The sequence below is a fragment of the Mesorhizobium sp. GW821-FHT04C10 genome (genome assembly GCF_059420305.1).
The window spans coordinates 3,195,467-3,212,309 of record NZ_JBWKTL010000001.1; the positions used below are offsets into that span (position 1 = coordinate 3,195,467).

The 16,843-nt window shown below is 63.2% G+C and carries 23 protein-coding genes and 1 pseudogene; 10 read left to right on the plus strand and 14 right to left on the minus strand.

Features of this window, described 5'->3' with window-relative positions; genetic code table 11:
* Positions 1-178: 178 nt before the first annotated feature.
* Positions 179-883, minus strand: coding sequence for an XRE family transcriptional regulator (locus AC07UC_RS15435; RefSeq protein ID WP_494906608.1), 705 nt, complete (start codon positions 881-883; stop codon positions 179-181).
* Positions 884-957: 74 nt separating this feature from the next.
* Between AC07UC_RS15435 and AC07UC_RS15440 the strand changes: the two genes are divergently transcribed.
* Together AC07UC_RS15440 and AC07UC_RS15445 are read left to right on the plus strand one after the other, a co-directional pair.
* Complete coding sequence (locus AC07UC_RS15440; protein WP_202326632.1) at positions 958-1,341, plus strand: hypothetical protein; 384 nt, start codon at positions 958-960, stop codon at positions 1,339-1,341.
* A gap of 131 nt (positions 1,342-1,472) precedes the next feature.
* Positions 1,473-2,141, plus strand: coding sequence for a GcrA cell cycle regulator (locus tag AC07UC_RS15445; protein ID WP_494906609.1), 669 nt, complete (start codon positions 1,473-1,475; stop codon positions 2,139-2,141).
* A gap of 2 nt (positions 2,142-2,143) precedes the next feature.
* Here the strand turns inward: AC07UC_RS15445 and AC07UC_RS15450 are convergent, their stop codons facing one another.
* On the minus strand, positions 2,144-2,452 hold the full coding sequence (locus tag AC07UC_RS15450) for a DUF982 domain-containing protein (protein WP_056572073.1): 309 nt from the start codon (positions 2,450-2,452) through the stop codon (positions 2,144-2,146).
* A 99-nt stretch (positions 2,453-2,551) separates the two neighbouring features.
* Positions 2,552-2,833 carry a DUF982 domain-containing protein gene (locus AC07UC_RS15455; protein ID WP_140774091.1) on the minus strand — a complete coding sequence of 94 codons (282 nt, stop codon included), beginning with the start codon at positions 2,831-2,833 and terminating at the stop codon, positions 2,552-2,554.
* Positions 2,834-2,937: 104 nt separating this feature from the next.
* Here AC07UC_RS15455 and AC07UC_RS15460 point away from each other — a divergent pair, with 104 nt between their 5' ends.
* The 3 genes from AC07UC_RS15460 (at position 2,938) to AC07UC_RS15470 (ending at position 4,678) form a co-directional block, all read left to right on the plus strand.
* The gene (locus AC07UC_RS15460; protein ID WP_494906610.1) at positions 2,938-3,612 is read left to right on the plus strand and encodes a YdaU family protein; all 675 of its coding nucleotides are present in this window, start codon (positions 2,938-2,940) and stop codon (positions 3,610-3,612) included.
* Between the two features lie 13 nt (positions 3,613-3,625).
* Complete coding sequence (locus AC07UC_RS15465) at positions 3,626-3,838, plus strand: hypothetical protein (protein ID WP_494906611.1); 213 nt, start codon at positions 3,626-3,628, stop codon at positions 3,836-3,838.
* 237 nt (positions 3,839-4,075) lie between these two features.
* Positions 4,076-4,678 carry a DUF6456 domain-containing protein gene (locus AC07UC_RS15470; protein ID WP_494906612.1) on the plus strand — a complete coding sequence of 201 codons (603 nt, stop codon included), beginning with the start codon at positions 4,076-4,078 and terminating at the stop codon, positions 4,676-4,678.
* 59 nt (positions 4,679-4,737) lie between these two features.
* Here AC07UC_RS15470 and AC07UC_RS15475 read toward each other — a convergent pair whose 3' ends face one another.
* Positions 4,738-5,049 carry a hypothetical protein gene (locus AC07UC_RS15475; RefSeq protein ID WP_494906613.1) on the minus strand — a complete coding sequence of 104 codons (312 nt, stop codon included), beginning with the start codon at positions 5,047-5,049 and terminating at the stop codon, positions 4,738-4,740.
* A gap of 107 nt (positions 5,050-5,156) precedes the next feature.
* Positions 5,157-5,918, minus strand: a complete 762-nt coding sequence (locus AC07UC_RS15480) for an alpha/beta fold hydrolase (protein WP_494906614.1) — start codon at positions 5,916-5,918, stop codon at positions 5,157-5,159.
* A gap of 97 nt (positions 5,919-6,015) precedes the next feature.
* Here AC07UC_RS15480 and AC07UC_RS15485 point away from each other — a divergent pair, with 97 nt between their 5' ends.
* Positions 6,016-6,915 carry a LysR family transcriptional regulator gene (locus AC07UC_RS15485; RefSeq protein WP_140774085.1) on the plus strand — a complete coding sequence of 300 codons (900 nt, stop codon included), beginning with the start codon at positions 6,016-6,018 and terminating at the stop codon, positions 6,913-6,915.
* Positions 6,916-7,106: 191 nt separating this feature from the next.
* On the opposite strand, the gene darG is transcribed toward AC07UC_RS15485, so the two are convergent.
* The 4 genes from darG to AC07UC_RS15505 form a co-directional block, all read right to left on the minus strand.
* A complete protein-coding gene (gene darG / locus AC07UC_RS15490) occupies positions 7,107-8,147 on the minus strand; it encodes a type II toxin-antitoxin system antitoxin DNA ADP-ribosyl glycohydrolase DarG (protein ID WP_494906615.1) in 1,041 nt (346 codons plus the stop codon).
* A gap of 7 nt (positions 8,148-8,154) precedes the next feature.
* Positions 8,155-8,790 (minus strand): type II toxin-antitoxin system toxin DNA ADP-ribosyl transferase DarT, encoded by a 636-nt coding sequence (gene darT / locus AC07UC_RS15495; protein ID WP_494906616.1) that lies wholly within the window; start codon positions 8,788-8,790, stop codon positions 8,155-8,157.
* Positions 8,791-8,874: 84 nt separating this feature from the next.
* Positions 8,875-9,060 (minus strand): type II toxin-antitoxin system Phd/YefM family antitoxin, encoded by a 186-nt coding sequence (locus AC07UC_RS15500; protein WP_494906617.1) that lies wholly within the window; start codon positions 9,058-9,060, stop codon positions 8,875-8,877.
* 160 nt (positions 9,061-9,220) lie between these two features.
* Complete coding sequence (locus tag AC07UC_RS15505; RefSeq protein WP_494906618.1) at positions 9,221-11,197, minus strand: acyltransferase family protein; 1,977 nt, start codon at positions 11,195-11,197, stop codon at positions 9,221-9,223.
* 500 nt (positions 11,198-11,697) lie between these two features.
* On the opposite strand from AC07UC_RS15505, the gene AC07UC_RS15510 reads away from it, so the two are divergent.
* Entirely contained in the window at positions 11,698-11,790 is a 93-nt protein-coding gene (locus tag AC07UC_RS15510) for a putative RiPP precursor (protein ID WP_202326640.1), read from the plus strand.
* Between the two features lie 130 nt (positions 11,791-11,920).
* Here AC07UC_RS15510 and AC07UC_RS15515 read toward each other — a convergent pair whose 3' ends face one another.
* The 4 genes from AC07UC_RS15515 to AC07UC_RS15530 all read right to left on the minus strand — a co-directional run bounded on the left by AC07UC_RS15515 (position 11,921) and on the right by AC07UC_RS15530 (position 14,524).
* Positions 11,921-12,223, minus strand: a complete 303-nt coding sequence (locus AC07UC_RS15515; RefSeq protein ID WP_202326641.1) for a hypothetical protein — start codon at positions 12,221-12,223, stop codon at positions 11,921-11,923.
* Between the two features lie 311 nt (positions 12,224-12,534).
* Positions 12,535-13,218: a GntR family transcriptional regulator gene (locus AC07UC_RS15520; RefSeq protein ID WP_494906619.1), complete on the minus strand. Its 684-nt coding sequence runs from the start codon at positions 13,216-13,218 to the stop codon at positions 12,535-12,537.
* Between the two features lie 174 nt (positions 13,219-13,392).
* Positions 13,393-14,136: a helix-turn-helix domain-containing protein gene (locus AC07UC_RS15525; protein WP_140774076.1), complete on the minus strand. Its 744-nt coding sequence runs from the start codon at positions 14,134-14,136 to the stop codon at positions 13,393-13,395.
* Positions 14,137-14,332: 196 nt separating this feature from the next.
* Entirely contained in the window at positions 14,333-14,524 is a 192-nt protein-coding gene (locus tag AC07UC_RS15530) for a hypothetical protein (protein ID WP_140774075.1), read from the minus strand.
* A gap of 170 nt (positions 14,525-14,694) precedes the next feature.
* On the opposite strand from AC07UC_RS15530, the gene AC07UC_RS15535 reads away from it, so the two are divergent.
* Both AC07UC_RS15535 and AC07UC_RS15540 read left to right on the plus strand, forming a co-directional pair.
* Positions 14,695-14,889: a hypothetical protein gene (locus AC07UC_RS15535; RefSeq protein ID WP_494906620.1), complete on the plus strand. Its 195-nt coding sequence runs from the start codon at positions 14,695-14,697 to the stop codon at positions 14,887-14,889.
* A gap of 260 nt (positions 14,890-15,149) precedes the next feature.
* On the plus strand, positions 15,150-15,536 hold the full coding sequence (locus tag AC07UC_RS15540; protein ID WP_140774073.1) for a low affinity iron permease family protein: 387 nt from the start codon (positions 15,150-15,152) through the stop codon (positions 15,534-15,536).
* A 61-nt stretch (positions 15,537-15,597) separates the two neighbouring features.
* Here the strand turns inward: AC07UC_RS15540 and AC07UC_RS15545 are convergent, their stop codons facing one another.
* Positions 15,598-15,987 (minus strand): winged helix-turn-helix transcriptional regulator, encoded by a 390-nt coding sequence (locus tag AC07UC_RS15545; protein WP_202326651.1) that lies wholly within the window; start codon positions 15,985-15,987, stop codon positions 15,598-15,600.
* A 47-nt stretch (positions 15,988-16,034) separates the two neighbouring features.
* Here AC07UC_RS15545 and AC07UC_RS15550 point away from each other — a divergent pair.
* Positions 16,035-16,843, plus strand: a pseudogene (locus AC07UC_RS15550) (SDR family NAD(P)-dependent oxidoreductase).

The window sequence follows — 16,843 nt, forward strand, 5'->3', positions numbered from 1 at the left end:
TCGTGGACAGCGGTCTCAGGTCTTTGTGGTTGGCTTCCAGCCTCCCCGATTTCGTCATCCTAGGGCGGAGCAAGGAGCGAAGCGACGCGGCGCAGACCCTAGGATCCATGCCGTGACTCCTGAGAGATTCAGCAGTGCAAAGCCAAGTGCGGATTGGCGCGCCGGACGGTAGGAATCCTCAATACCCCAGCAATTCCTTCAGCGGGATAACCCGCCAGACATGCTTGATCGCGTAGCGGTTGAAGGTGATTGTCTTGGGTGGATTGTACTGCTCGACCACCAGCTCGCCCGCCGTGCGCTTGACCAGCTTCTTGATGAAGGCCTTGCCGTTGCGCTCGTTTTCTTCCGGAAACGTCTCGATCACCACATGATCGCCAGGTACTGCGTCGCGGCCGCCGCAGTAGATGAGGTCGCCGGGCTCGTAGCGCGGCACCATGGAATCGGAGAGCACATGCAGCGCGAAGACCTTCGGCAGGTTGCGCACGCCCGGCGGGCGCTGCACGTAGCCGGCAGGCTCGCCGTTGAAGGTGAAGTCGCCGTCATCGCCGCCAACAGCGGCGCCCAGCACCTCGATATCCATTGATCCGGCGGGCATCGGGCCGGCATCGGTGACGATCTCGGCGTCGGCCACCGGGCCGGCATCGTCGAGGAAGACGACATGCCCCTGGCCCAGCGCGACCGGGTCGACGCGCAGGAAGGCGGCGGTCTTCAACAGGTTCTCGGTCTTGGGCAGGTTGCGCCCGGTTTCCCAATTGCCGACGGCGGCGACATCGGTGTCGTTGTGCTCGGCTATGTGGCGCATGACCAGGCCGCGCTGCTTGCGTGCCTGGCGTATCGCCGCCCCGACCTTGATCGACAGTTCCGTTTTTGCCATGGCGCCCATGTGAGCGATGAAAGCGGCTCTCGTCTATGAAAGAATGGCTTGCATCTATTTTTGAGTTATGCTTATATCTGGCCATGCAAAACCTGTCCAGCTTTCATGGCGCGGTAGCGCCGGCCTCCCGCGAGGCGCATCCGGCGACCGAAGTCGCCAGCCATTCCCTTCCGTCCCGGCCGTCCTCCTCCCCGGCCGGGGCGAAGCCCGAGCGCTTTGATGCCTCGGGTCCGGCCCGCCCGTCACCGGCGGCCGGAACGGCCGGAGCCGCCGCTCCCCTCGGCTCCGGCCCCCCATTCGACCGGCACGCCGCCGGTCCCTATGCGCGCTCCTGCATCCACACGCAGGACGGCACCGTGATCCTGTTCGAGCCGATGACGGGCAGGGCGGTTTCCGCCCCCGACAGAAAGACAGCGGAGGCGCGGCTGACGCGCCTGAGCGCCGGGCACTCGATCCGCTCCGGCTGATTGCGGCCCGCAGGCCGGCTTCCGAACCGAACACCCCTGACCGTGGCCCGAACCGGGCCCGAACCCTGACGCCTGGCCGACGGCGCGCTCCCGAGTGCTGCCGAAGGCGGAGCCTTGGATGGAGCCTGGACATGGCAAGCTACAGCGACGCCGAATTGCAAGAGATCGCCCGCTGGCTGAAGGATGGGCTTTCGGCCTCGCGGATCGCGACGGCATTCAGCGCGCTGCGCGGCAGTCCGGTCTCGCGCAACGCCATCATCGGCATCGTGCACCGCAACGCCATGCTGGGCGCGATCGGCTTTGCCAATGGGCGAGGGATGCCGCCGGGTGCCGAACGGGCAATGCGCAAGCCGGCGGCTGCAAAGCCGGCGAAGGGCAAAGCCGATGGCAAGGCGGCCGCCGGGGCGGTGACCGAGGCGCACGCCGCCAAGGCCGCCGTCGCGCGCAAGAACAAAGTCCGGGCCAGGCACGATTCGTCGCCGGCCTGGCTGCCGCCGCGCCTGTTCGTGCGCGAGGTGGGCGTTCTGATCGCCGATGGCGAAGCTTACCGTTTCAAGGTGCCGGCGCCGCAGCGCGGACCCGTCGGCCGCCAGCCGCATGGGGTGGCGATGCGCTTCATCGACTGCCTGTTCTCCCGCTGCCGGGCGCCGCTCGACCTGACATTGGAGGAGGATCCGCAAAACGATGCGCCGGGCGGACGGCCGGGCGCCGAGATGCTGTGCTGCGGCATGCGCACGAAGGCATTGAAGAGCTATTGCAGCTACCACCAAGCCCGATTTCAGCGCCGGGTCTGCACGTGAGCCTATTTCGGCATCTGGCGGCCCTGTTTGGGCATGCGGCTCTGCACCGTGCGTGCCTCCAGCCTCATGGCCGGGCCGCTGTCGGCAACCAGAATGCCGGTAACGCGGGCGAAGCCGGTGAACACTTTTATCGCGTCGGATTCGGATATCTGCGCCGCGATCGCGGCGCTGCAGGCGTTGAGCGCGCTGCGGTAGACATGGCCGCGCCGCTCGATCGGCCAGCGCTGCAGGAAATCGGCGGCGTCGCTGACGCTGTCGATCTCCTCGACATGTCCGTCCATCGACACTTTAAGCGGCACTCCGGTTTTCATCGTACCCACGGCATTCACCTTCGCTCTGGGCGCGGCTTTCAAGCCTGCGCTTATAAACGCGCGAGACCGTCAGGCGGTTGCATCGCCTTCGTGCCTGCTTCAGGGGTTGGCGGCGGCGTCGAGCCAGTCATGCGCTCGGCTTCGCGGCTTGACCACCAATATGCCTTGTTGCCCGGCGGCGCCGGTGAAGGCTTCGAAGGCGGTGCGCGGGCAGCAGTTGCCCTCGATCGCCTGCCTGACCAGCCGCGCGGCGTCGAGAAAGGCGGGTGCTGTCTTGTCTGGCCACTGGTGCTGCAACGCCGTTTCGGCTTCGGCCACCGACCCCACCAGCATGGTCTTGTTGTCGCAAAAGCGCAGCGTAACCGGTATGAAAGCTGTCATCGGCAAACCTCCCCTTGGCGTGGACGCGTCATAACGTGCGGGCCGGCGGCTGGTTCCATCAGCATGCGTGCAGATATGGGGCCGGCATGAGCGAGCGGCCCTTCATGCAGCTCTATGTCTCCGATTTCGTCGGCGACACGCTGCAGCTCTCCACCGAGCAGATCGGCGCCTACATGCTCATCCTGATGGCGATGTGGAACGCCGGCGGCCGGCTGCCCGATGACGACGCCAAGCTGGCGCGCGTGGCGCGCCTGTCGCTCAGGAGATGGCGCGCCATCAGCGCTGATCTGTTGACCTTCTTCGAGCGCGAGGCGGGCGAGATCGGCCACAAGAGGCTGACGAAGGAGCTGCACAAGGCACTGGTCAAAAGCGAGGCGAGGGCCGCCGCCGGCGCACGCGGCGGGGCCGTTACCGCCTTGAAAACAAAGGCGCACGCGGGACCAAATGCCGGCGCGTTGCCGCGGCATTCTCCAGACTCCAGAAACCAGAATGAAAAAGCTACCGCTTTTTCCCCTGAAAATGCGGAAGCTTTTTCGGCTCGTGGAGAACAGGACGCGGCGGTGTTCTCCCGGGAGAAGGCGGAGCCTTTATCCCGCGCGGGCAAGACAGCTCCCGTTTTTCCGGGGAAGAAACCAGGCTGGCACCGGCCGAAAACCCACACCGACGCCGCCAACGCCATCATCGAGGAGATCCGCAGCCATGACAGCAGCCGAACTGCAGCAGGCGACGAAGGCGCTGGCCGCGATGTTCTCATGCTTCCCGCAATCCGCCCTGACTGATGTCGAGATGCAGATGCGCGGCTATCTCGGCGCGGTGCGCGACGCCGAGCTTGCCGATCTGCAGGCCGCCATCCAGCGCTTCGTGCGCGGTGAGGTGAGGAGCGGCAACGCCCAGTTCTGCCCGTCGAGCGCCCAGCTCTGCATCGAAGTGCGGGAGAGGAAAACGATGCGCGAGCTGATGGCGAGAAGGGCGGTGCAGGCGCCCGTGAAGCAAGTAACGGAATGATCAGGCAGGTCGGCGGGACAGCGCCCCCCCTCTGCCCTGCCGGGCATCTCCCCCACTAGGGGGGAGATCGGCAGCGTCGCCCGCGGCGCTCTCCTTGCAACGCTGGCGATTGGCGAAGGCCGCGACACATCTGATCTCCCCCCTAGTGGGGGAGATGGCCGGCAGGCCAGAGGGGGGCGCTGTCCCGCCAACCTATCCAACCAAAAACACCACACCCCAACCCCAAGGAGCCTCCCCATGCCCAGGAAAACCAAAGCCGCCAAACCGCAGGCGCCGAAACTGCCGAAGGGTGAGGCCGAGCAGGTGCGCATCCGCCGCGAGATCGGCCATGATTTCGCGCTGAGCGACGACGCCTTCGGCCGCAAGCGGCTCGCGGCCGGCACGGCTGAAGCACGGCGCGTCTACGAGGTGTCGAATGACGGTCACACCTCGACCGGCGGCATCGTGCGGGTCCGCACGGTCGATCCGCTCATCGGCATCACCTCGCTGTCGCGCCAGCAGCGCGAGGCCGGCCAGCGCTACCGCGAGGATTTCCAGTGCAGCCAGCAGGCCGGTGTGAAACCGATGCGCTGGAGCGAACGCGTCGACGGCGGCCGCAAGGGCGGCGGCATCGCCGACAGCGTGCTCGACGCCGGCCGTGCGCATGCCGCCGCCACCCGCGCGCTCGGCCATTGGGAGGTGGCCGCCGTGGTGCAAAAAGTCTGCTGCGCGGGGGAGTCGGTGAAAGGCGTGGCGGAGCAGACCGGCGAGGGCCGCGACGTGGTGACGAAGCTGCTGAAGGTCGGGCTCGACCTGCTGGCGGTGCATTACGGGATGATGATGGAGCGGCGCGCGGGCTGAGAGAGCCGCGCGACAATCCGGCCGGCGATGCCGGCCGGATCCGCTTCACCAGGATCGGGTCATCCGCAGACGCGGATTTCCTCGACTATCCGGTGGTGGTGGCGCCAATGGCTGACCAGTTCGAGGTGGCAGCGGTGGTGCCGGTGGAAATAACGCGGCCTGTACCTGTAGCCGTCGTCATAAGGGTCGTAGGGGCCATAGACGTAGCGGCCGCCATAGTCCCCATCGTAATAGTCATTGCCGTAGTCGTTGCCGTAATAATTGTCGTAGCCGCCGATGCCGATAAAGACGTGGCTGCGGGCCTCGGCGGGGGCGATCATCGCCGCGACCGAGGCAATGGCGATAAGCGAGGCAAACAGGAGCTTCTTCATGGCTACCTCCTTTTCAAGGCTTATCTAATATAACCCGCCAGGCGCGACCTCGTTCCATGGATTCGCAAGGCAAACCATGCGGGCGCCGGGGCGCGAGACGCCCGGCTTCACTTTACCGAAGCGGCCGCGTCCTCGATGACCGCGGTGACTTCCGACGGATGCGATATCGGGAGCAAGTGGCCGCCGTGGATCTCCACGACCTTGGCGCCCGAGCGTTTGGACATCCGCCGCTGCAGCTCCGGCGCAATGGTGCGGTCTTCCGTGGCAATGGCCGCCCAGCTTGGCGTATTGTGCCATGCCGCGGCTTCGGCCTTGTAGCCGAAAATCGCCGTGTTCGCCGGCGTCTGGAACATGGCGGTATAGCGTGCCTCGGCCTCGGGCAGGCCGTTCGCCACATCGGCGATCCAGGCGTCGGGCTTTACAAGGTAGAAGCCGTCCTTGAACACGGTAAGCGCGTCCGCCGGCAGCTTGCCGGGGATGGAGGCGTTGAGGAAGCCCAGGCTTTCGCCGATCTCGGGCTGGAACGCAGCCACGTAGACGAGGGCACGCACCTGCGGCTCGGTGCCGGCCTGGCTGATCACCATGCCGCCATAGGAGTGGCCGACCAGCACGACGGGACCATCCTGCACGTCGACCGCGCGGCGGGTGGCGGCGATATCGTCCTGAATGGAGGTCATCGGCAGCTGCACCACGGTGACACGGTACTTGTCGGCTGTCAGGCGGTCGTAGACGCCGCGCCAGGCGCCGCCATCCATGTTCATTCCGTGCACGAGCACGATATTGCCGGCTTTCGCCGCGGCGGGCGCGGGCAGTGTCGCCGTTGCGGCGGCAATCGTAAGCGAGGCGAGAAGGGTGCTGATCCTGTCCATTTTGGAGCTCCGGTTGGTTGGAGCCAGAGACCTAAGGCGAATTGCATTTCGCCATTAGAGTGATTTATATGAATGGGTCTATCACACTGGCTGATAAATGGATCGTCGCGATATTGCCGACCTGCTCGTGTTCCAGGCCATTGTGGAGGCGGGCAGCTTCACACGGGCCGCTTCCGTCATGGGGCGTGCGCAGTCCGGCCTGAGCCAGACCATCAGTGCCTTGGAGGCGCGGCTTGGCGTGCCCTTGCTGGCGCGATCCACCCGCAGCGTACGGCCAACCGAGGCGGGCCGCCGCCTGCTCGATCGGATCACGCCTTCGCTGCGCCAGATCGAAAGCGGGCTGCTGGAGTTGCGGGACAGCCGCGACCAGCCGTCCGGCACGTTGCGGCTGACCGTGATGGAATATCCGGCGCGCGCCATTCTGGTGCCGGCGCTGAGTGAATTCCTGGCCAGCCATCCGGGTGTTCGGGTCGACATCCACGTCAGCGATCGGTTCGTCGACATCGTCCAGGGAGGGTTCGATGCCGGCATACGCTTCGGAGCGCATCTGGAGAAGGACATGGTGGCTGTTCCGGTGGGGCCGGATGTCAGCGCGGCCATTGTCGCGGCGCCGGCGTACTACCTCAGGAGAGGCCGGCCCGTCCGGCTCGAGGATCTTGCGGCGCATGACTGCATCAACTTTCGCACGGCAAGCCATGGCGACGTCTACCGCTGGATGTTCAGGGACGGCGCGCGCACGGTCGACGTGCCGGTCGAGGGCGCCGTCATCGTCAATGATGCGCCCGTGATGATCGAAGCCGCCTTGGCTGGCCTGGGGCTGGCCTACATCTTCGAACCGCACGTTGCCGGGCATCTCGCCTCGGGACGTTTGGAAACGTGTCTGGAAACGTTCTGCCCCGTCTGGTCGGGCTACCATCTCTACTATCCGAGCAGGCACCAGAAATCGGCCGCGCTTGCGGCCCTCGTCGAGCATTTGCGCTACAGGCGGCATGCGTGAACGGTTTTCCCGGGAAAGCGCGGTGCGCTTTGTCGGGCGTCAAAACAAAGAGCTGCAGCGTTTCGCCGTTTCCGTGAAACGGTGAAATGCCCTAGCGCCCCAGCCTCCCCATCCGCAGCGCCAGAAACTCCACGAACAGCCTTGCCCGCACCGGCACCTGCCGTCCGAAGGCATGTACGATGTGCACCGTCTCATGCAGCCGCTAACCACCCCTTCGCGTAAAGCGTCTCGAAGGCAATCCTAACCTGCCGCCGCGAGAAGTGTTTCTTGCGTTCGCTCCAAGCATGGACCTTATCAGCAGCATCCTCGGCGCTTGCTGCTTTTTCGTTCCTCACGACCCAATGAACGGTCGCAAGCAGTTCAAGGCCGAAAGGCGTCTCGAAACCTTCTACAAGGTCTCCGACACGATCGAAGCGGGCGACCGTTTCGCGTTGTTTGGCAAGAAATAACTCGGCGTCCTTCACAGCACCTGGAACCAACTCAATCTGCTTGTCGGGCGCATCGCCGCCATCGGCGTAGCCGGAAACGAGGTGGCCCTCGACCGAACGCAAGACGTGCCGCAGATTCTCGGCGTATGGACCGTAAGGAGCCTTGGTGTACTGCAGGCGCAGGGGTTCGCCTGCTTCCTGCATGAAATACATGAGTTTGTGGACTTCGAGCAACGTCACGAATGGGTCCATCAGCCCGCTCAGATACCTATGCATCAGCACGACGAGCGCAGCGCGACCTGCCGTCATGTTCGGCACCTCACGCGACTTTGTAGTTACGGGCGCGCTGGTTGGCTCATAGACGATTACATTCAGATTGGTGATGCCGCGTAGCGCATCTTCGATGCGCGGCCGCACGTCGCCCCACTTCAACCCGCCGAGGCCGCTGCCGAGTGGTGGGATGGCGATAGAACGGATGCCGCGCTCGCGAATCTCTTTGACAAGCGCCTTGAGGCCGGACTCGATATCCTCCATCCGGCTCTTGCCGCGCCAGTGGCGCTTCGTCGGGAAATTGATGATGAACTTCGGATTGGTCAGGGTTCGGGTTTCGAAGACGAACATCTTGCCTGGCTGCACTTCTTCGCGCACGCAGGCGGCCTCGTAGGCCCTGAAGTTCTCCGGAAAATCATTCTTGAACTGAAGGGCAATACCGCGGCCCATGATACCGACGCAGTTAACCGTATTGACGAGCGCTTCCACGTCCGCCCTCAAGATGTCGCCAGTCCTGAATTCGATCATCGCCATCTCGTTCTCAATAGTACCATTCTCGTTTTACCCTGACCGGCGGACGATGTGTGTTCGCACCGAATGCGGCCATGGCTCGGGCGCCGATCTTTTCCGATTGTACACCGATCCCACGGATCAGTTTCCACGGAAAGCCTTCATGCATGAGAAATTCCGCCATCTTGTGGTCGCGGCAAGACATCCATTGCCTCGTGGTAATCGCATCCCAATTCAATTGATCGAGCCGCGCCAAATCGTCATAGAAGTCAGCAGCTCGATTGGCGGCATTGATATCTGTAAAGGCCCATTTCCTCTCGATCCTCGACGCCCATTCCACCACTTCGCGCATGTCCGCCATCAGGTGCACGACCGGCCCTTGCCCATCGCGGTAAGGAACGTTGGGATTATTACGCTTGGAAATCACATAGAGCATCACCGAACGCGGGCAGAGGTAGAAGGGGACGTAATCGCCAACGCATGTTCCCGGATGGCAGTCCACCGGAAGGTGAAGCCGGTCCATCTTGATTTCATTGTTGCCGATGACAGCCGCGCCTTGCCGTTTCACCATCACCGCGTCTGGCCAGAGAAACCCGTCCTTCACGATCGACGCAAGATTATCGACGTGAACGATGTGATAGATCTTGGGCTGCGTGGGAATGGGCATCGTCAGGTGCCGCCCCCCTTATTCGGAATCCAATTGATGTCGTCGCGACTCATACCAACCGTTCTTTATCGCTTCGCGACAAGCCTAACGCTCAGCATCCATAGATGCAGAGGTCGAATTGCCCGCTTCGTGAAGCCGTTTGTATTCTTCGATGGCCAGCACGACTACGACCGGGCGACCATGCTTTTCAACCACGACTGGTTCCGCCCGCGCGAGATCGATCAATCGCCCGAAACCATACTTGGCTTCCTTGGCGGACATGCTCTGCATGGCTAGCTCTCTATCCGAATCATAGTGCACTTTTGGCCATTTTGGCCTATTTATCAATTGAACCTGCATGAGGTTCGCACAGATGTCGTAAAGGCAGTCTGTCGACATGGAATGGGAACCAGCTTGCGGTCCCCAATTAGTCACCCATCAGGAATTCTTCTCAAAACAGCGCCTTCTCCAGCGGTCCTTCCAGCGTCTCGGCGAAGGCGGTTGCGAGATGGTGCCTGTCGCGAAACGCCAGTTTGCCGCCGATGAAGACGTGGCACTCGGTCGGGCCGCAGAAGCGGTCGGTGAGGTCGACATAGAGCGTGTCGGGTACGCTTTTCACCACGGCGCGCTCTTGCGCCGCGGTGCCGTCATTGGCGGCCTGCGCCCTCGGCGTGTCGCAGCGCGAGGGGGCTTCGCGCCACCACAGTGCGCGGGCCACGCAGGAATCGGCGAAGCTGTCGCCGATCGGCGTGTCGCGGATGACCGCCGTCTCGACACCGGCCTGGCTGAAGGCCTGCAAGGTGGAGCGCAGGCCGGCCTGCCAGCGCGCGGTTTCTTGTTTGCGTCCGGCGGCGGTCATGTCGCGCGTCAGATTGCCGATCGAGAATTCCGAAATCACCACCAGGCGCGGCTTGCGGCGGATGATTTCCGCTATCGCCTGTTCGCGCCAGGCGTCGCATTCGGTGTAGTCGCGCTTCAGCACCGTGTTGAAGGTCGAGAGCCGTGAGGCGCGGCACGAGGATTTGAGATAGGTGACCACCTTGGTGTCGTTGCGGCTCGCCGCCTCGACCAGCGGCGTCGACCAGTGGTCGGCATGCGAGTCGCCGAACAGCACGATGGTGTGGGCGGCGTCGGCCGGCCCGAACGTGCAGGGTTTGGGCTTCACCGTGTGGAAGTCCAGCAGGCAGTTCTTGTCGGTGGCGCGCGCGATGGAGGGCTGTTCGGCGGCCTCTTCGATGCCGCGCTGGGCCGGGTCGATGTTGCGCGTGGCCAGGTGCGCGTTTGCATAGGCCACGGCCACGCCGACGCCGGTCAGCGCCAGCGCGGGGGCCAGCGCCCGAGAGCCTGCCATCAGCCCGCCACCAAGGCGCGCCGGGTTCTCGATCAGGTGGTAGGTCAGGAATGCCAGCACCAGCGCCAGCGCGGCGCAACCGAGGCGCTGGAAGACGGTGAGGTCCGGCACCAGCATGCCGGCATAGACGATGACAGGCCAATGCCAGAGATAGAGCGAATAGGAGAGCGTGCCGATCCATTGCAGGGGCGGCAGCGAAAGCATGGAAGCGGGCGCAAGAACCTGCCAGCCGGTCGGGCTGGCTGCCGCCGCCTCGCGTTCTTCGCCCGCGCCGCTCAGCAGCACCAGCACCGTGCCGGCAACCGGGAGAACCGCGTACCAGCCGGGGAAGGGCAGGTCTTCGCTCAAGGTCAGATAGGCCGCCGCGATCAGCGCCAGGCCGATCCATCCCTGCGCCGCGCGCAGCCACGGCCGGCGCTGCCACAAGGCCGCCGGCGCCAGTGTTGCCAGGCCGCCGGCGGCGAACTCCCAGGCGCGCAATGGCGAGAAGTAGAAGGCCCAGGCCGGTGAGAGGCTGGTGAGCCACAGGCAGGCGGCGAAGGAGGCGAGGCCGACGACGCCGATCACCACCACCGCCATGCGCTTGCCCCCGTGCAGCCAGGCGGCGAAGAGCAGCAGCGCCGGCCAGACGAGATAGAACTGCTCCTCCACCGACAGCGACCAGAAATGGATGAAGGGATTGCCCAGGGCATCGGCGGCGAAATAGTCGAACGACCAGCGCAGCAGCCACAAATTGATGGTGTAGGCCGAGGCGAACATGGCGCCGCGCGAATAGAGCGCCTGCTCCTGCGGCGCGAGGATGAAATAGCCCGCGCCAAGCGTCGCCAGGATGACGAACAGGGCCGCCGGCAGAAGCCGCCGGGCGCGCCGGGCATAAAAGCGCCAGAGGTCGAGCCGGCCGGTCCTGGTGATCTCGCCCATCAGATGCGTCGTGATCAGCCAGCCGGAAATGACGAAGAAGATGTCGACGCCGGCAAAGCCGCCGGGCAGGCCAGAGAGGCCGAAATGATATGCAACGACGCCGCCGACCGCCAGCGCGCGCAACCCCTGTATGTCCGACCGGAACGATGCCGCCACGAGGCCTCCTTCGTGCCCCCCAAGCCCAACAACCCTGCCCAAGCCCAATGCTCGCCAATCGCGGCCGGACAGGCCGCTATCGCAATGCAGCAAGTTTTTCGCAGTGCAACATGGCCAGAACAAGGAGACGGGCGCAGAGACTCAAGGCGCGCGACGGCCGCACGGTCGGCGATCCCGGAACAGTGTCTGGCCATTGCTTGGCAAGGCAGGGCTTCCGAGGCGAAATCCCGGGCAATGGGGCATTCCATGAAGAAGACGTACGAAAGATCGGTGCTCGTGAAACGCGAGAAGCTGGCCAGCATCGTTGCGATCGTGGGGTCGGGTCGATTCTGAACGGGCGCGGCCGGGCATTCCAGCCGGTATGCATTCCAGATGCACCGTGGTGACAATGCAACAGGGCGGCGTTTCCGGTCGCGGCAGTCGGGCTGACATGCTGGTCGGTGCTTGACGCGATGCGGCGGCGATGCGATGTCGGCCCGTCACTTGGGCAAGGGGATATCATGAAGAAGACCTACGAGAAGCCGGTGCTCGTGAAGCGCGAGCAACTTTCCCGCGTCACCGCGATGGCCGTGCCATCGGGAAAGCCCGTCTAAGCCGGCTGGCCCTGCCGATCGCAGGCGGGCGGCGAGGCGGACCGTTGTCGGGCACCTCGACTATTCGGCATGCCGCCATCACAAAACAGCCCCGCGAACGGGGCTGTTTTTCTATGGAGGGCAAGCGCTATCAGCTGCCGCCGTTCAATTTCACGCTGCTGCAGAATTCCGGATGGGAATTGGCGGGAGTGGCGTTCTTGGCCTCGTCCGCACAAGCCGTCTTCATCGACGCCTGATCGTCCGGCGTCAGCGCCTTCCAGGCTTTGACGAAATCGTCATTGCCGCGCAGCGTCTTCATGCTGGAATCCGTGTAGAAAGGCTGCATCTTGGCCGGGTCGTCGAGAGCTGACGTACCGCTGCCGCCGCCCGCGAGGGCAGAGCCGGCGGCCATTGAAAGCGCCATGGCGCCAAGACAGATCATCTTGATATTCATGATAGGATCCTTCCCTGTTGCTTTGTGACCGTCGAAGCAACGATCAAGGTCATAACGGAAGAATTCGGGTAAAAGTTCCGGTTTCCGGCGTGAAATGCGCTTGATTTCCCAAAAATATATCCGAAAAACTTGAAACTTTGCTGGCTTTTTGCCGTATGCAAGCATGAGAGATCTCTGTCTCCATGGCGACCGCGCAACAACACCGCTGCCGACGCGGAGCGCGGGCGGCGCTGGAGAGACCGGACGCAGCAGCATCCGGCCAATTTCAGAATTTCCCGGCCCCGTGATTGTTCCGTGCCGGCCGGGCGGTTCTAGGTGTTTTTGGCAATCTCCACAGTTGGCGCCGCCTCGATCTCCTGGAGATAGAACGTCTTGCTCGGCTGCAGATGGTCGACGCAGAGCTGCGCCAGCACCCAATTGTCCCTGCGCTTCAGCGCCTCGATCATCATCAAGTGGTGTTGCCGGGAGATGTCGAGTTTTTCCCTGTCGGCCAGGGAATTGGCCCGCACCGGCAGGCTGAGGCGCATGTAATGTTCGATCGACGAAACCAGATAGGCATTGCCGCAGGCCGAGAACATTGTGAGGTGGAAGCGGTCATTGGCCTCGTGGATGCCCCTGAGGTAGCCTGCGTCGACATGGCCGCTGTAGATGGCGTGAATCCCGGTCAGTTCGGCAATCAGCGCGTCGCTGGCCGGCAGGGGGATCATCAGTGCCGCCTGGCGCTGCAGCATTTCGCGCACTTCATAGATCTGCCGCACCTCCTCGGGCGAGAGCCGGCGCACCATGGCGCCCTTGTTGCGCTCGCGTGTGACGATACCCAGCCTCTCCAGCTGGTAGAGCGCCTGGCGGATCGAGTGGCGCGAAACCGGAAAGCGGGCCAAGAGCACATCCTCGACCAGGCGCGTGCCGGGCGCCAACCGGCCGAAGATGATGTCCTCCTCCAGCGCGTGCACGGTGTCGGCTTCCTTGCCGCCATAGTCGAAACTGCTGAGCATCGCGAACCCTTGTTGCTCCCGGCCAATTCCATTGACCCGGGACAGCACTCTAGAGCATTTCACCGTTTCGCGGAAACGGCGAACTGCTCTAACTCTTTGTTTTGACGCAATTCCCAAGGGCAAGCGCTACGCGCTTGTCCCGGGAAAACCGCTCATACTTTTCCTGGAATTGCTCTAGCCCTCGCGCACAAGGCTTGCCACAAGCTGGTCGAGGCGCGGGTCGTCGAGGCTGACGACGCCGGACATGCGCAGCGCCTGCCGCAGGCTGATCCTGCGGACCTCCTGGCGCATGATGACCTTTACACAGACCGGTCCAACCGCGGTCAGGATGAAGGCGTTGCCGACCAGAACCGGTTCAGAGTAAGGCGCCCACTGCACGGCCACGATCGATGGTTCGCCGGTCTGGCGGCGGTTGATGCCGGCGAAATAGATCCAGTTCAGCCGCGAGATCGCCACGCCATAGTGCCAGCCCGGCGCCCGCGCTCCGCCCTGGCGGTGGCCTTCGGCCCATCGGGTCACGCGCCTGAAAGTCACGCGCTCGGCCTCGCGCCGCACGAAGGTGACCGACCGCATCACAAGGTCGGGCCGGTCCGGAACCGCGAAGTAGGTGAAATAGATGCCGCCTGCGATGGCGGGGGACGGGCCGCGCACCATGTTCTCGTAAAGCGTCTGGTGGATCGGTGACAGGCCGGCGTCCGCGGGCGCGGGCGCGTCCGGCGCGCGATACAATTCATCCTCGTCGATCCGGAAATAGTCGCAGATCAGCTTGGCCGTCGCCCGGTTGGGCACGCTCTTGCCTTGCAGATAGCGCTCGAACTGCGTGCGGTTCATGTTCAGTCCGCGGCATACGGCGGCCACCGACGCATGGCTGCTCACCAGCCGTCGGAGATTCTCGGCAAGATTCCTGCGGATGGGCACGACACCGCCTCTCGACAGCCGTCCGGACCACTATTCAAGCAATTGCTTATACTTCTTCAATCTCTCACACCACCGCGCCGACGCGAATGGGACCTTTGGCCAATAGGCCGTTTGCACTGTTCGACGGCTGCACCGGCCCGGCCACTGTCCAAAGGCATGGGGCCCGCGTCGTGCCCTCGGGGATCGCGCGCGGCACCTATCTCTTTGACGCCGCCGCCCGTTCGAGGACGGCAATGCGCCTGTCGGTCTCCACCTGCGCGACCTGCATCAGCGTATCGATCTCGATCATGGCTTCGACATGGTGCGCATCGATGACCGCCTTTCGCGCGAGGGTCAGAAATCCCCTGACGATCCGTAGGGTCTCGACAACGCTGGGTTGGTTTGACACGGGCAGCCCTCCTCAGGCTACAACCACCAAGTGCTTGCAACGTTCCCCATGATGAATTGACTCGCCATTACCGTATGGAGGCGTACAGTCGCGCCGGTCGTCCGCCTTTCACGGCATCCGGACGCCTGGAAGCCAACTCAGGTGCTCCTGCCACCAACGCGGAGGCTAAAATGGCTGACGACCATTCAAGCAAGACTATATCCGCCCTGGACTGCGAGATTATTCGCGGCGCCTTCAGGAAATCGGTCGTGGAAAATCGCATTGCCGAACAGCAATGGCGAATGCACGCCGAGGAACTGGCGCTCGAATTGACCGACATTGACGAGCTCGACCAGGACGTTCTGGACTGGATTGTGGCCAAGTAGGCTTTGCCGTCCGCCGAAGAGACCCCCGCACGGCGTCAGTCGTCGTCGATGATTTTTTGTGGAGATTTGCGGGAGCGTTCAATCCGGTTTTTGTCCCGTGGCAGTCGGCCCAAGGGAATTCTCCTTCGATGGCAGCCAGAGTGCGCGCCAGGAGAAAATGTTCCGACGGGGATGGGACGAAAACGAACTCATTGCCCGGAACCGGGGGTCGACGGGGAAGTTGTGGCAAAGCTCCCTCCAACCCTTTCGAAAGCCCCTGCATGGAAAAAACGTTCAACCGCATGGCCGGCGCGGTCGCCCGTGCCACCGGCAGACCTTGGGCCTTCGCCCTGTGCCTGGCGTCGGTTTTGGTTTGGGCGGCGACCGGTCCGGTCTTCCACTACTCCGAAACCTGGCAGCTGATCATCAACACCGGAACCACCATCATCACCTTCCTGATGGTCTTTCTCATTCAGAACACCCAGAACAGGGACGGCGCGGCGATCCAGGTCAAGCTGGATGAACTGATCCGGTCTGGCCTGGGCAAGAACGACTTCATCGGCATAGAGCACCTCACCGAGAGGGAGGTGGAGGAATTCCGCGCCATCTGCGAGAAGGCCAAGCAAGCCAAGGAAGTGGCGAAACCGAAGGCAGCGAAGAAGAGCTAGTGGATTGAGCCGGACGCCTGGATGGAACGCCGGGTCGCCAGGGGCCGCCACTGGCCGAGCATCATGGAGAGCCAGATGTTTCCGGATGGTGCCGGGAGAACTCCCTCACCGACATCAAAACAGGCATCAGACCCCGACCGGAATTCGTCAGTCCGTACTCGACACGCGGCGGCTGCTCGTCGAAATCGTGCCTCGCGACAAGTCCATCATTCTCCAACTCCCTGAGATGCTGCGTCAGCATCTTTTGAGAGATGTCGGGTATATCTCGCATGAACTGTGAAGATCGCATCGAAGTTTCCGCGAACAATCGGAACAGGATCGGCAGCTTCCATCGTCCACTGATCATGCGGAGCACTCTGGTAACGTGCTCGACAGATCCATTCGGGCCGAGGCAAACATCTCTCTGCTCTCGTTTGACAGGCACTTTTAAGTGCGTAATTGCCTCGTTCACCGCCGTGTCCTCTTATGCATTCCCGATATTAACATGGGAATTGCACGATGGATTTGAAACTCGACGGCAAGGTGGCGCTGGTCACAGGCAGCAGCAAGGGCATCGGCGAAGGGGTGGCCAGAGGGCTTGCGCGGGAGGGGGCCATCGTCATCGTCCATGGTCGCAAAAAGACCAAGACCGAGGAAGTCGCTCACGACATCGTCGTTGAGGGCGGGCGGGCCTACGCCGTCATCGGCGACCTGACAAACGACGAACAGGTGCAACGCCTCGTCGAGGATGCGCAGGCTTTCGTCAAACCGTCGAGATTTTGGTAAACAATGCAGGCGGCTCCGGCGAAACGGAAGACTGGTCCACGACACGACCCGAGACATGGGCTGCAAGCTACGACCGGAACGTCCTTGCGGCTGTGAGGGTCACCTCTCGCCTCCTGCCAGCCATGCGCAAGGCGAAATGGGGGAGGATCATCAACATCTCAAGCCTGGCAGCGTTGATGCCACCGTCGAAAAGACCGGACTATGCGGCAGCCAAGGTGGCCATGATCGCGATGACTGCCTCGCTCGCAAAGGCAGTGGCGATCGATGGAATCACTGCAAATACCGTTTCACCTGGAACGATCCACAGCGTCAGCCTCGACGAGGCGTTCCGAAAGGTGGCTTCGAACCAGGGCATCGCGGCCGATGCCTCGTGGACCCAGATCGAGCAGAAAGTACTGCCAATGTTCGCTGATGTTCCCATCGGCCGGGTCGGAACAACCGAGGAGATCGCCGATGCCATCGCATTCCTTGTCAGTCCGCGCGCCAGCTACATAACGGGTGTGAACCTGAGACTTGACGGAGGGATGTGGTCGGGGCTTTAG